Below are 13,293 nucleotides of genomic sequence, written 5' to 3'. Positions count from 1 at the left end.
GCCGGATCGGGGCGGCGGGCACGCCCGACCCGGCGGATCGTCACTTGACGCCCCCGGCCACCGTCTCGGCCAGCGCGGCCCGCAGGGCGAACCCCTGCGAGCCCCGGCCGGCCTGCGGCCACAGCGCGGGCAGCCGGGCGCCGTGGTCGACCCCGACGACCCGCCATCCGCTCTGGAGCAGGGCGAGCGCGGCGGCGCCGTGCGCGTGGTCGGCCTCGGCCCGGGCCCGGGGCGGGAGGTGGAGCCAGGTGGAGCTGTCCAGCAGGAAGCCGACGCAGGTCGCGCCGTTGCCGCGCAGGCCGGCGAGCAGCTCCGCCTCGGCGGTGCTCACCGCGCCGAACAGGCCGATGATCAGGCCGCCGTCGCCGCGCTGGCGGACCTGCCGCACCAGCGTGGTGATGTCGCCGCGCGGGTCGAGGCGGACCTCCGCGAGCTGGTCGAGCAGCAGCCCGTCGCCGGCGGCCTCGGTGGCGTCGACGTCCGCGCCGTCGCCGGTGACCAGGCGCAGCTTGTAGCCGGCCTGGCGCAGGTGCACGGCGATGCTGGCCGCGGCGGAGACCGCCCACTCGAAGCTCGCGGTGGGGCCGTCGCCCCGGTGGCCGTAGCCCCGGGTGTCCAGCACCACGGTCGCCCGGCTCTCCCAGGGCTGCTCCTCGCGGCGCACCATCAGCTCGCCCGTGCGGGCCGTCGACTTCCAGTGCACCCGGCGCAGGTCGTCGCCCATCCGGTACTCCCGGGTCGCCGCGTCGTCCTCGCCGTGCACCGCGACCGAGCGGGCGCGGCTGGAGCCGCTGCCCGCGTACTCGCCGGGGAGCCGCACCGAGGGTAGCGGGGTGACCTGCGGGATCACCGTGAGCTGGTCGACGCTGGGGAACGAGCGGGTCAGCTCGCACAGCCCGAACGGGTCGGTGAGCCGGACCACCAGCGGGCCCACCTCGTACCGGCCGCGCACGTCCGCGCGGACCGTGTACGCCACGGAGCTGGCCTGGTGCGCGCCGAGCCGCTCCAGCACCACGCGGGGCCGGCTGCCCAGGGCGTACGGCAGCCGGTCCTCCAGCAGCAGCGTGCCGGTGGGCAGGCGGGACAGGTTCTGCAACCGCAGCACCACCCGGGAGCTGGCCCCGACCGGCACCCGGTGCGGGTCCAGCGACCGGTTGCAGGCCAGCTTGTAGCGGCTGCGCCCCACGTAGGCGGCGGCGAGCAGCGGCAGGACGGCGAGCAGCACGGCCACCCGGAGCAGGTCCTTCTCGCCGAGGATGAGGGCGGAGACCGCCGCGGCGAGCGCGGCGGCCAGGAACGAGCGGCCGCGGGTGGTCAGGCCCCGGAGCCCGTCGCGCACGCTCACCGCCTCCGCGGCTCGTACGGGGCGCGGCCGTTGCCGTCGGCGGCGGGCCGGTTGTCGTACGGGGAACGCTGGCGGTCGTGCGGCAGCGGCAGCCGGTGCACCAGCTCGGCGACGATCGCGTCGGTGGTGCGCCGGGCGAGCTGGGCGTCGGCGGTCGGGATGATCCGGTGGGCGAGCACCGGCACCGCGAGCGCCTGCAGGTCGTCGGGGAGGACGTAGTCGCGCCCCTCCAGGGCGGCGACGGCCCGGGCGGTGCGCAGGAGCTGGAGGGTGGCCCGGGGCGACGCGCCCAGCCGCAGGTCGGGGGCCTCCCTGGTGGCGGTGACCAGGTCCACCGCGTACTGCTTCACGGCGTCGGCGACGTGCACCTCGCGGACGGTGGCGATGAGCCGGCGCACGGTCTCGGCGTCGGAGACCGACCGCAGCTCCTGCAACGGGTCGGCCGCGCCGTGCCCGTCCAGCATGGCCAGCTCGGCCTCCGGCCCCGGGTAGCCCATCGCGATGCGGGCGGTGAACCGGTCGCGCTGCGCCTCGGGCAGCGGGTAGGTCCCCTCCATCTCGATCGGGTTCTGGGTGGCGATCACCATGAACGGGGTCTGGAGCTGGTAGGTGACGCCGTCGACGGTGACCTGCCGCTCCTCCATGCACTCCAGCAGGGCGGACTGGGTCTTCGGCGAGGCCCGGTTGATCTCGTCGCCGACGACCAGGTTGGCGAAGACCGCGCCGGGGCGGAACTCGAAGTCGTGCGTCTCCTGGTTGTAGACGCTGACGCCGGTGACGTCGCTGGGCAGCAGGTCGGGGGTGAACTGGATGCGCCGTACCGAACAGTCGATGGACCGGGCGAGGGCCTTCGCCAGCTTGGTCTTGCCGACGCCCGGGACGTCCTCGATGAGGAGGTGGCCCTCGGCGAGCAGGACGGCCAGGGCGAGCCGGACGGTGGCCGTCTTGCCCTCGATGACCTGCTCGATGTTGGCCACGATGGCCTCACTGGCGGCGCGGAACTCGTCGTGCGGCAGCAGACCGCCCACCTCGTCCCAGGTCTGTTGTGTCACGGGCCTCCTCCTCGTCGCCACGACGGCAGCTCTGTTAAGAGCACCTGGACCCGCCGTTGGGTTCGCGACGGGAGAGCCTCGTCTGCCGCAGAAATCTCACTGGCCTCTCAGGCTAACCATGTTTGTCGTGAACGCCGAACCCCGCAGGAAGTCGGTCGGTTACGCCCGGATTATTCGCCCGACGGGGGAAACGCATCGTCACCGAGCGTGAGAGGGGTGTCCCGCAGCCGGCCTCGCGGCGGCGGGCCGCGTGCCCGGCGGGCCGGCGGGGTACACTGCCCGACATGGCCGGAGTCTTCCTGCTTCTTACCGGGCCGTGCTGATGCGCTGACGCGCGACAGCACGGCGGCCCCTCCTGCGCGAGGGGCTTTTTTGTGCCCTCCGCCGGGCCAGGCCCGGCGAGCCGGGACCGCCGGCCCGGTCGGCGGGCCGACACGCCGGAGCCGGCCCGGCGACGCCGCGACGAAGCGAACGAGGAGAGACGATGAGTGAGGCGACAGCGGCGGGCGACATCCCCCCGTACCGGTACACCGCGGCCCTGGCCGAGGAGATCGAGCAGCGCTGGCAGGACACCTGGCAGCGGGAGGGCACGTTCCACGCCCCGAACCCGACCGGGCCGCTGGCCGACCCCGGCCACCCCCGGGCCGGCGCGGAGAAGCTGTACGTGCTGGACATGTTCCCCTACCCGTCGGGGGCGGGCCTGCACGTCGGGCACCCGCTGGGCTACATCGGCACCGACTGCTTCGCCCGCTACCAGCGGATGGCCGGCCGCAACGTGCTGCACGCGATGGGCTTCGACGCGTTCGGCCTGCCCGCCGAGCAGTACGCGGTGCAGACCGGCACCCACCCCCGCACCACGACCGTGGCCAACATCGAGCGGTACAAGGCGCAGCTGCGCCGGCTGGGCCTGGCCCACGACGACCGCCGCTCGGTGGCCACCATCGACACCGACTTCTACCGCTGGACCCAGTGGATCTTCCTGCAGGTCTTCAACTCCTGGTACGACGCGGACGCCCGCAGGGCCCGGCCGGTCGCCGAGCTGATCGCCGAGTTCGCCGCGGGCGACCGCCCGACGCCGGACGGCCGGCCGTGGGCCGCGCTGACCGACGCCGAGCGGCGGGCGGTCGTCGACGGGCACCGGCTGGCGTACGTCTCGGAGGCGCCGGTGAACTGGTGCCCGGGGCTGGGCACCGTGCTGGCCAACGAGGAGGTCACCGCCGACGGCCGCTCCGACCGGGGCAACTTCCCCGTGTTCAAGCGCAACCTGAAGCAGTGGATGATGCGGATCACCGCGTACGGCGACCGGCTGCTGGAGGACCTGGACGCCCTGGACTGGCCCGAGCCGATCAAGCTGATGCAGCGCAACTGGATCGGCCGGTCCACGGGCGCGCACATCGACTTCGCCACCGAGCGGGGCCCGGTGCGGGTGTTCACCACCCGCCCGGACACCATCTTCGGGGCCACCTACATGGTGCTGGCCCCCGAGCACGAGCTGGTCGACGCGCTGCTGCCGGCCGCCTGGCCGGACGGCACGCGGGACGCCTGGACCGGCGGGCACGCCAGCCCCCGGGCGGCCGTCGAGGCGTACCGCAAGGCGGCGGCGGCCAAGACCGACGTGGAGCGGCAGGCCGACACGAAGGAGAAGACCGGCGTCTTCGTCGGCGCGTACGCCACGAACCCCGTCACCGGCGGGCAGATCCCGATCTTCATCGCCGACTACGTGCTGGCCGGCTACGGCACCGGCGCGATCATGGCGGTGCCGGCGCAGGACGAGCGGGACTGGGCGTTCGCCGAGGTCTTCGAGCTGCCGATCGTGCGTACCGTGCAGCCGGCCGACGGCTTCGCCGGCAAGGCGTACACCGGGGACGGGCCGGCGATCAACAGCGCCGCGCCCGACCGCGGCCTGGACCTGAACGGCCTGGGGGTCGCCGACGCCAAGGCGGCGATCATCGCCTGGCTGGAGGCCAACGGGCACGGCGCCGGCGCGACCACCTACCGGCTGCGCGACTGGCTGTTCTCCCGCCAGCGCTACTGGGGCGAGCCGTTCCCGATCGTCTACGACGAGTCCGGGGCGGCGATCGCGCTGCCCGAGTCGATGCTGCCGGTCGAGCTGCCCGAGGTCGACGACTTCTCGCCGAAGACGTTCGACCCCGACGACGCCGACAGCAATCCGGAGACCCCGCTGTCGCGCCGCCGCGACTGGGTCGAGGTGGAGCTGGACCTGGGCGACGGGCCGAAGCGCTACACCCGCGAGACCAACGTGATGCCGCAGTGGGCCGGCTCCTGCTGGTACGAGCTGCGCTACCTGGACCCGACCAACGCCGACCGGTTCGTCGACGCGGAGAACGAGCGGTACTGGATGGGCCCGCGCGCCGAGGGCGACTGCGGCGGCACCGACCTGTACGTCGGCGGGGCCGAGCACGCCGTGCTGCACCTGCTGTACGCCCGCTTCTGGCACAAGGTGCTGTACGACCTGGGCCACGTGTCCAGCTTCGAGCCGTTCCGCAAGCTGTTCAACCAGGGCATGATCCAGGCGTACGCGTACACCGACGCCCGGGGCTCCTACGTGCAGGCCGAGGAGGTCGTCGAGCGCGACGGCGCCTGGTTCCTGGGCGAGGAGGAGGTGCGCCGCGAGTACGGCAAGATGGGCAAGTCGCTGAAGAACGTGGTGACCCCCGACGACATGTGCGCCGCGTACGGCGCGGACACCTTCCGGGTGTACGAGATGTCGATGGGCCCGCTGGAGGTGTCCCGCCCGTGGGAGACCCGGGCGGTCGTCGGGTCGTACCGGTTCCTGCAACGGGTCTGGCGGGCCGTCGTCGACGAGCAGACCGGCGCGCCGCGGGTCACCGACGACCCGGCCGACGAGGCCACCCGGCGGCTGCTGCACAAGGTCGTCGACGGGGTCCGGGGCGACATGGAGGGGATCCGGTTCAACACCGCGATCGCCAAGCTGATCGAGCTGACCAACGCGCTGACCCGGCTGCCGGCCACCCCCCGCGAGGTGGCCGAGCCGCTGGTGCTGATGCTGGCCCCGTTCGCCCCGCACGTCGCCGAGGAACTGTGGCGGCGGCTGGGCCACGACGCCTCCCTGGCGTACGCGGACTTCCCGACCGCCGATCCGGCCCTGCTGGTCGCCGAGACGGTGACCTACCCGGTGCAGATCAACGGCAAGGTGCGCGGCCGGGTCGAGGTGGGCGCCGACGCGTCCGAGGACGACGTGCGCGCGGCGGCGCTGGAGGCGGTGGCGGGCGCGCTGGCCGGCAAGGCGCCCCGCAAGGTCATCGTGGTGAAGGGCCGGATGGTCTCGATCGTCGCCTGAGGTGCAAGGAGGGGCCCCTTGTTAACGCATTCTGCATAGCAGGGGCCCCTTCCTAACGCCCCGCTCGGCGGTGGGTCAGGGCTCGCGGTGGTGCACGACGGCCATGGCGACGAGCGCGGCGACGACCGGCCAGGCGGCGAAGACCGCCCATGCTCCCCCGACCGTCGGGGGATAGCCCTCGAAGTTGGGGAACGGCACCATCCCCACCAGCCGTTCCCAGGCGGCCCACGGCAGCGCGTTGTGCAGCGCCGCGGTCCACCGGTGTCGCATGTCGAACGCCAGCGGCAGCAGGAGCAGCACCGCCGTGGTGGTGACGATCGCCGGTGCGCTGTATCTGACGAGGGCGCCGATGCCCAGCCCGGTGAGCGCGCAGACCGGCACCAGCAGCGCGGACCCGGCGACGGCGCGCAGCGCCCCGGGGTCGGCGATGGACGCGCCGGCGGGCAGGTCGGCGAGGATGGCCTGGGAGATCCAGAAGGCGCTGCCCGCGGTGACCGTCCCGACCACGGTCATGACCGCCGCCAGCACGGTGACCTTGGCCGCCGCGACCGCCCACCGGGCCGGCACCGCCGCGAACGTGGTGCGGATCTGCCCGCTGGCGTACTCGCCGGCGATCATCACCGCGCCGACGCTGCCGGCGGCGAGCATGACGAACAGCCAGCCCTCCGCGGGGAAGGCATCGTAGATCGGGTCGAGGGCGGCGCGGTGCTCGGCGGAGTAGCTCGGCCAGTTGCGCCGGTCGGCGAGGGCCGCCCGTACGCTGAACAGCATCGCCGACACCACGATCACGGCCAGCGAGCCGTAGGTCGAGCGCAGCGACCAGAGCTTGATCCATTCGGCGGCCAGGAGATCGGTGAACCGAGCCCGCCCGCCGGCGGGACGGGCGACGGTGACACTGGACGGGGTCCGGCTGCTCAACGGTGTGCTCCTGCCTGGTATTCGACGCGGTCGGCGGTCAACGCCATGAAGGCCTCCTCCAGGGAGGCGGTGCGGGTGGCCAGTTCGTGAAGCGTCACCCCGTGCCCGGACGCCAGGTCACCGATCCGGGCGGCGGTCAGGCCGGTGACGGTGAGGGTCCCGTCGGCCGCCGCCGAGACGGTGCCGCCCGCAGCGCGGAGCGCCGGGCCGAGCGTCGCCGCGTCGGGCGTACGGACGGAGACCTGCACCTGGCCGCTGCGGGCGGCGAACTGTGCCAGGCTCTCGTCGGCGATCAGCTCGCCCCGGCCGATGACGACGAGGTGTTCCGCCGTCTGCTCCATCTCGCTCATCAGGTGGCTGGAGACCAGGACGGTGCGCCCCTCGGCGGCGAGTCGCCGGAACAGCCCGCGCACCCAGCGCACCCCCTCCGGGTCGAGGCCGTTGAACGGCTCGTCGAAGAGCAGCACCGGCGGGTCGCCGAGCAGCGCGGCGGCGATGCCGAGCCGCTGCCTCATGCCGAGGGAGAAGCCACCGACCCGACGCCCTGCCACCTCGGCCAGTCCCACCTCGTGCAGCACCTCGTCGACGCGGGACCGGGCGATGCCGTTGCTGCGGGCGAGCGCGCGAAGGTGCGCCCGGGCGCTCCGCCCGCCGTGCACGTCGCCCGCGTCGAGCAGCGCGCCGACGTGGCGCAGCCCGCGCGGCCGGTCGGTGAACGGGGCGCCGTCCACCAGCGCGGTGCCGGCGGTGGGCCGGTGCAGGCCGAGCACCAGCCGCAGGGTGGTGGACTTGCCAGCGCCGTTCGGGCCGAGAAACCCGGTCACCTGCCCGGGGCGGACGGTGAGGGTCAGCCGGTCGACGGCCGTCGTGCGGCCGTACCGTTTGGTGAGGTCACGTATTTCGATCACGCCGTCGACGGTGCCGCACGACCGGCGGTGGATCGTCGTGCCACCGACCACAACCGCCGGCCGCGGGTCCGCCCCGGGGCGTACGCCCACGGGCCGACGACCGTGGGCCGCCCACTGGCTACGGTGTGCTCATGCAGGCCGTCGCCCCCCGTCTCCGTCCGCGCCCCGTCGCCCGATGGCTGCGGGCCGTCCTGCCCTGGGCCGGTGTCGCCCTGTTCCCGGTCGCGGTGCTGCACGCGTCGACGGCGGGAGCGGACCCCGACGGCAGCGTCGCCGACCTCCCGTTGCGCTATCTTTCCCCCGCCCTGGTGGTCCTTCTGCCCGCCGGCCTGCTCGGCCGCCGTCCGCTGCTCGCGCTCGCCCTGACGCTCGTCGGCGCGTCCGTGCTCACCGTGTCGACGAACGCCTGGGAGGAGGGCTATCGGGCCGGCGTCTGGTACCTCACGTTCCTTGTCGTCGACCTGATGCTGGGGTTGGTCGTGGCACGCAGCCCGGGCCGGGTCGCGGTACCCGTCGTGGTCGTGGTGCTCGCGGTGCAGGTCACGGCGGCCTTCGTCAACCCGGTCTCCGATCCGGTGGACCGGGCCGCGACCTCGGTGCTGGCGGTGGCCGTCGCGTGGCTGGCCGGCGGCGCGGCGTGGGCCCGCCGCCGGCACGCGGAGGAACTGCGCGCGCAGACCGCCGCCGAGGCGATCACCGCGGAGCGGCTGCGGATCGCCCGGGATCTGCACGACCTGGTGGCACACAGCGTCGGCGTGATCGCCATCCAGGCCGGCGTCGGTGCCCGGGTCATCGACACCCAGCCGGGGGAGGCCCGCGCGGCGCTCGCCACGATCGAGCGGACCAGCCGGGAGACCCTGACCGGACTACGCCGCACTCTCGGCGCGCTGCGTGGGCCGGAGGGAACGACGACCCCGCTGGATCCCGCGCCCGGGCTCGCCGGCCTCGACCGGCTGGTCGCCGCGGCGGCGGACGCGGGGGTACGGGTGGAGGTGCGCCGCGACGGGTTGCCCCGGCCGCTGCCGGTGGAGGTCGACCTGGCCGCGTACCGGATCGTGCAGGAGGCGCTGACGAACGTGGTGCGGCACGCCGGCGTCGGGCAGTGCCGGGTCACCGTCACGTACCCGTCGGACGGGGTCCTCGTCGAGGTGGTCGACGGGGGCCGGGGCGCCCGGCTCGGGGGTGCGGGGCACGGCATCGTCGGCATGCGGGAACGGGTGGCGCTGCTGGGCGGCGACTTCGCCGCCGGACCGCGCCCGGAGGGCGGGTTCCGGGTCGCCGCCCGGCTGCCGACGCAGGGGGACGCGTGAACATCCGCGTCCTGCTCGTCGACGACCAGCCTCTGATCCGCGCCGGCCTCCGGGTGCTCATGGCCGACGTCCCCGACATCGACGTGGTCGGCGAGGCGGGCACCGGTGCCGAGGCGGTGCGCCTGGCCCGGGAGGTCGCCCCCGACGTGGTGCTGATGGACCTGCGGATGCCGGGTACCGACGGGATCGCCGCCACCCGGGAGATCACCGCGGGCGGCGGCCCGACCCGGGTGCTCGTCCTCACCACGTTCGACGACGACGCGCACGTGCACGCGGCCCTGCGGGCGGGCGCGAGCGGGTTCCTGGTCAAGGACATGGCGCTGGAGGAGATCCTCGGCGCGGTCCGGGTCGTGGCGGCCGGGGACGGGCTGATCGCGCCCGGGGTCACCCGGCGGCTCATCGCCGAGTTCGCCCGTCGTCCCGATCCGAGCCCGCGGCCCCGCCACCTGACGGGCGTGACCGACCGGGAGCGGCAGGTGCTCACCCTCGTCGGCCTGGGACTGTCCAACGCGGAGATCGCCGAGCGGTTGGTGATCAGTCCGGCCACGGCCAAGGCCCACGTGGCCCGCCTCTTCACGAAGCTGAACGCCCGGGACCGGGTGCACCTGGTGATCGCCGCCTACGAGGCGGGCCTGGTCGCCCCCACCCCCTGACCCACCCCCTGACCCACCCCCGGATCCCGCGATCTTGCGGTTCGGGCCCTCGTTTCGTCCCTTTAGTGCGAAATGTCGGGGCCGCAACTGCAAGATCAGCGGGGGGAGGGGGCCGCGCGGCGGCGGCGTTCCGCGCGCCACCAGCGGTGCAGCAGCACCGCGCTGGCGATCAGGCCGAGGCTCGCGGGGGCGGCGGCGTACCAGTTGACGTCGCCGGGGGAGCTGGCCGCCGCGCCGAGCGCCGCGTAGCCGAACGCTGTCGGGGCGGAGGCGAGGACGCTGCCGGCGAGGTACGGCAGCACCCGTGCCCCGGTGGTGCCGTAGCCGTAGCTGACCAGGCCGTACCCGGAGATCGGCAGCAGCCGGACGGTGGCCACGCCCAGCACGCTCTGCCGGGCGAACCAGCCGTCGAGGCGGGCGAGCCGCCCGCGGACCCGTGCGGCGACGAACTCCCGGCCCAGCGCCCGGCCGACGGCGAAGCCGAGCGCGGCGGCCAGCAGCGCCGCGCCGAGCGCGTACGCCGCCCCTTCGAGGGGGCCGAAGATCGCGCCGATGGTGAGCGTGACGAAGGTGCGCGGCACCAGGGCGACCAGCAGCAGCGCCCCGCCGACGATCGCGGCGAGCGGGGCGTAGCCGCCGAGGGGGTCGGCGAGCCGGGGCAGCGCCCCCGCCTCCGGGCGGGGCAGCACCGGCAGCAGCGCCGCCAGCCCGGCGAGCAGGAGCAGCAGCAGGGCGAACCGGCGCGCCGCCGGCTGCCCGAGCAGCCGCCGGGCACCCGGGAGGATCCGCCGGACGGCCGGCAGCAGCCGCCGGGGGGCCGGTGTCATGGGCGGCGGGGCCGCGGCCCGGACGGGTGGGGACGGCCCACGCGTTCAGCTCGCCGCCGGGCGGCCCGGGTCATGCCCGGGCGGCGGCCACCGCGGCGCGGCGCTCGGCGCGGAGCCGGTCGGCCCAGGTGTCGTCCAGCGGCGGGAGCTGGTGCGCGCCGGTCGCCCAGCGCAGCAGCAGGTCGGCCAGGGCGGGGTTGCGGGCCAGGGCCGGCCCGTGCGAATACGTGCCGAGCAGCTTGCCCCGCCACGCGCCCTCGGTCGCGCCGTCGTTGCCGACCCCGGCGGTGACCCGGGCCAGCGGGGACACGCCCGGCCCGAGGTGGGTGCGGCCGCCGTGGTTCTCGAAGCCGGTGAGCGCCGGCACCCCGAGGCGGGGGTCGATCTCGCCGGCCAGCTCCCCGACGGCCCGCGACGGGCCCCGGTCGGAGGAGAGGTCGAGCAGCTCCAGCCCGGCGCACTGGACGCCCTTGGCGAAGAACGAGGTGCCGAGGAGCTGGTAGCCGGCACAGACGCCGAACACCACCGAACCCTGGGCGACGGCCCGGTGCAGACCGCCGTCGGCGCGCAGCCGCTGCGCGCCCAGCGCCTGCGGGCCGTCCTCGCCGCCGCCGATGAGGTAGATGTCGGCGGTGGCGGGCAGCTGCTGGTCGGAGCGGACCTCCAGCACCTCCACGGGCATGCCGCGCTGCTGGGCCCGGCGGGCCAGGATCAGCATGTTGCCCCGGTCGCCGTAGGTGGACAGCAGGTCGGGGTAGATCCAGACGATACGCAGGCTCTCAGTTGACACGGTCCAGCTCCGCTCGGATGTCCTGGAAGGCGGTGTAGTTGGCGATGACCTCCAGCCGGCCCGGCGGAACCGACCGGACCGCCTCGCCGAACGTGCGGACGTGCTGGAAGGGCACGCCGTTGACGTCGAGGCGGACCGCCAGGTCGTACGCCCGGTCGCCGGTGATCAGCACCTGCCGGCCGCGCAACGGGGCGAAGTCGACGTCGAAGAGCCAGGAGGTGTCCAGCCCGTCGGGGTCCCGGGCGTTGATGGAGAGCAGCGTCGGCGCGAAGTCGGCCATGTCGAACGCCTCCAGCCAGCTCGCCGGGTTCTTCGCCAGCAGCAGCCGGATGTTGCGCCCGTCCCGGTCGACCTGGGCGTAGCGGCCGGCGACCGAGGTGACCGCGCCGAGCCGGGAGACCGCGTCGACCGGCCGGACGCCGAACTCGGCGGCGACGGCGAGGGCGGTGGCGGCGTTGCCGAGGTTGACCTTGCCGGGGAGCTGGAGCATCACCTTGTGCCAGGCGCCGGTCGGGTCGAGCACCCCGTCGTCCTCGACGGCCCACTGCGGCTCGGGCCGGCGCAGCGGGCAGGCGCTGCACCACCACTGGTCGCCGTTGCGCGCGATGGTGTGCCCGCACTCGGGGCAGACCCACGAGTCGTCGTGCCAGCGCTGGCCGGCGCTGAACCAGGTGACGTGCGGCGGCCGGATGCCCCGGGCCGGGTCGCCGGGCGGGGTGGCCGCCCACACGACCATCGGGTCGTCGGCGTTGGCGATCACCCGCACGTCGGGGTGGTTGACCAGCGCCGCGCGCCAGAGCTGCGCCATCATGGCGACCTCCTTGGCCCGGTCGAGCTGGTCGCGGGAGAGGTTGAGCAGCGCCACCACGTGCGGCTCGGTGGCCTCCAGGACCTGTGCCAGGTAGTGCTCGTCGACCTCCAGCACGGCGTACGGGGTGCTGCCGGCCTTGGCCAGCGCCGAGGTGTGGCCGGTGGGCATGTTGGCGCCGAAGGAGTTGGTGGCGACCCGGCCGAGGACGCCGACCGCCGCCGTTGTCAGCCGGGTGGTGGTCGTCTTGCCGTTGGTGCCGGAGACCAGCGCGATGGCGCGCCCCGCCGAGAGGTGGGCCAGCAGGTCGGGGTCGATCTTCAGGCCGATCCAGCCGCCGATCACCGAACCGTCGCCACGACCCGCGGCCCGGGACAGCGCCGCGGCGGTCCGCGACACGGAGCTGGCCACCTTTGCCCGCAGGGGCATCTTCGCGTCCGTCACGCGAGCGAGGTTACCGGACCGCCGCCCCCGCCAGATCGCCGCCGACGGCGAACCGTTCGGCCGGGGCGCCCGGGCGGACGGCCGGAACGCGCTCGACCGGATGGAGTCGATCTATGTCGGGTAGTGGACGCCGGGGTGGGGGCGGTGCGGCCCTCCACTTCGCTCCACCCCTTCTGACGTGCGGTTTTGTCGGCGACGGCGACGCGCCGCGCCGGCGAATCTGGTTGCAGGTGGAGGGAAGTGGAGTAGAGTGGGGACCAATGGTGAGGCCGGGAGGGCCCACCGGCCCGGGGGGAGCGGCGCCGCGAACGCCGCTGCAAGGGCGAGGGGGTTGGGCCGATGTTCCTCGGCACCCACACCCCGCGCCTGGACGACAAGGGCCGGTTGATCCTTCCGGCAAAGTTCCGGGATGAGCTGGCGGGGGGTGTCGTGATCACCAAAGGGCAGGATCGCTGTCTCTACGTCTTCCCGATGCCCGAGTTTCAGCGCATCGCCGACCAGTTGCGCGCGCAACCCATGACGAACAAGGCGGCCCGCGCCTACAGCCGGGTCTTCTTCGCCAGCGCGCACGACGAGGTCCCGGACAAGCAGGGCCGGGTCACCGTCCCGGCACACCTGCGGGCCTACGCCGGTCTCGACCGCGACCTCGTGGTCATCGGCGCGAGCACACGGGTGGAGGTCTGGGACAAGGCGGCCTGGGAGGCCTACCTCGCCGACAGCGAAGACGACTTCGCCGACATCGAGGAGGGGGTGTTGCCCGGCGGTCTGTAGGGCGTGACGACGCCCGACGTACTGCGAGATCTCCAGCCGCTTTCGAGTTCCTGGCACCCCTTCCCCGGTGCCAGGCGCACGATCTCCCGGAGGGCCGCGGCCTCCGGTGGGCGGGAGCGGATGGGGATCTGGCGGTACGACGGAG

General features: G+C 74.4%; 11 protein-coding genes. 4 read left to right on the top strand and 7 right to left on the bottom strand.

Going from position 1 to position 13,293, the window contains the following annotated elements:
* Positions 1–40 precede the first annotated feature (40 nt).
* Entirely contained in the window at positions 41–1,339 is a 1,299-nt protein-coding gene (locus tag O7628_RS03105; RefSeq protein ID WP_074474467.1) for a DUF58 domain-containing protein, read from the bottom strand.
* 2 nt (positions 1,340–1,341) lie between these two features.
* On the bottom strand, positions 1,342–2,397 hold the full coding sequence (locus O7628_RS03100) for a MoxR family ATPase (protein WP_278128193.1): 1,056 nt from the start codon (positions 2,395–2,397) through the stop codon (positions 1,342–1,344).
* Between the two features lie 484 nt (positions 2,398–2,881).
* Between O7628_RS03100 and leuS the strand changes: the two genes are divergently transcribed.
* A complete protein-coding gene (gene leuS / locus O7628_RS03095) occupies positions 2,882–5,719 on the top strand; it encodes a leucine--tRNA ligase (RefSeq protein WP_278128191.1) in 2,838 nt (945 codons plus the stop codon).
* Between the two features lie 75 nt (positions 5,720–5,794).
* Here leuS and O7628_RS03090 read toward each other — a convergent pair whose 3' ends face one another.
* Together O7628_RS03090 and O7628_RS03085 are read right to left on the bottom strand one after the other, a co-directional pair.
* The gene (locus O7628_RS03090; protein WP_278128189.1) at positions 5,795–6,637 is read right to left on the bottom strand and encodes an ABC transporter permease; all 843 of its coding nucleotides are present in this window, start codon (positions 6,635–6,637) and stop codon (positions 5,795–5,797) included.
* Complete coding sequence (locus O7628_RS03085) at positions 6,634–7,545, bottom strand: ATP-binding cassette domain-containing protein (RefSeq protein WP_278128188.1); 912 nt, start codon at positions 7,543–7,545, stop codon at positions 6,634–6,636. Before O7628_RS03085 ends, O7628_RS03090 begins: the two co-directional genes overlap by 4 nt.
* A 131-nt stretch (positions 7,546–7,676) precedes the next feature.
* Here O7628_RS03085 and O7628_RS03080 point away from each other — a divergent pair, with 131 nt between their 5' ends.
* Positions 7,677–8,855 (top strand): histidine kinase, encoded by a 1,179-nt coding sequence (locus O7628_RS03080; RefSeq protein ID WP_278128187.1) that lies wholly within the window; start codon positions 7,677–7,679, stop codon positions 8,853–8,855.
* Positions 8,852–9,508: a response regulator transcription factor gene (locus O7628_RS03075; protein ID WP_278128185.1), complete on the top strand. Its 657-nt coding sequence runs from the start codon at positions 8,852–8,854 to the stop codon at positions 9,506–9,508. The genes O7628_RS03080 and O7628_RS03075 overlap by 4 nt, the downstream gene beginning before the upstream one ends.
* A gap of 95 nt (positions 9,509–9,603) precedes the next feature.
* On the opposite strand, the gene O7628_RS03070 is transcribed toward O7628_RS03075, so the two are convergent.
* The 3 genes from O7628_RS03070 to O7628_RS03060 all read right to left on the bottom strand — a co-directional run bounded on the left by O7628_RS03070 (position 9,604) and on the right by O7628_RS03060 (position 12,362).
* Positions 9,604–10,335 (bottom strand): VTT domain-containing protein, encoded by a 732-nt coding sequence (locus O7628_RS03070; protein WP_278128184.1) that lies wholly within the window; start codon positions 10,333–10,335, stop codon positions 9,604–9,606.
* Between the two features lie 70 nt (positions 10,336–10,405).
* Positions 10,406–11,125, bottom strand: a complete 720-nt coding sequence (locus tag O7628_RS03065) for a glutamine amidotransferase (RefSeq protein ID WP_278128182.1) — start codon at positions 11,123–11,125, stop codon at positions 10,406–10,408.
* Complete coding sequence (locus tag O7628_RS03060; RefSeq protein WP_278136190.1) at positions 11,115–12,362, bottom strand: MurT ligase domain-containing protein; 1,248 nt, start codon at positions 12,360–12,362, stop codon at positions 11,115–11,117. The genes O7628_RS03065 and O7628_RS03060 overlap by 11 nt, the downstream gene beginning before the upstream one ends.
* Positions 12,363–12,716: 354 nt before the next feature.
* On the opposite strand from O7628_RS03060, the gene mraZ reads away from it, so the two are divergent.
* Entirely contained in the window at positions 12,717–13,148 is a 432-nt protein-coding gene (gene mraZ / locus O7628_RS03055) for a division/cell wall cluster transcriptional repressor MraZ (protein WP_043967289.1), read from the top strand.
* The last annotated feature ends 145 nt before the right edge of the window (positions 13,149–13,293 follow it).

This window comes from Micromonospora sp. WMMD956, assembly GCF_029626125.1.
Lineage (GTDB): Bacteria > Actinomycetota > Actinomycetes > Mycobacteriales > Micromonosporaceae > Micromonospora > Micromonospora carbonacea.
Note: the sequence above shows the minus strand (reverse complement) of the source record. Positions and strands in the feature narration are given on the sequence as shown.

Coding starts and splice junctions, on each gene's coding strand:
- O7628_RS03060 (WP_278136190.1), bottom strand. CDS start 12,362: ATGCCCCTGCGGGCAAAGGTGGCCAGCTCCGTGTCGCGGACCGCCGCG.
- mraZ (WP_043967289.1), top strand. CDS start 12,717: ATGTTCCTCGGCACCCACACCCCGCGCCTGGACGACAAGGGCCGGTTG.
- O7628_RS03080 (WP_278128187.1), top strand. CDS start 7,677: ATGCAGGCCGTCGCCCCCCGTCTCCGTCCGCGCCCCGTCGCCCGATGG.
- O7628_RS03070 (WP_278128184.1), bottom strand. CDS start 10,335: ATGACACCGGCCCCCCGGCGGCTGCTGCCGGCCGTCCGGCGGATCCTC.
- leuS (WP_278128191.1), top strand. CDS start 2,882: ATGAGTGAGGCGACAGCGGCGGGCGACATCCCCCCGTACCGGTACACC.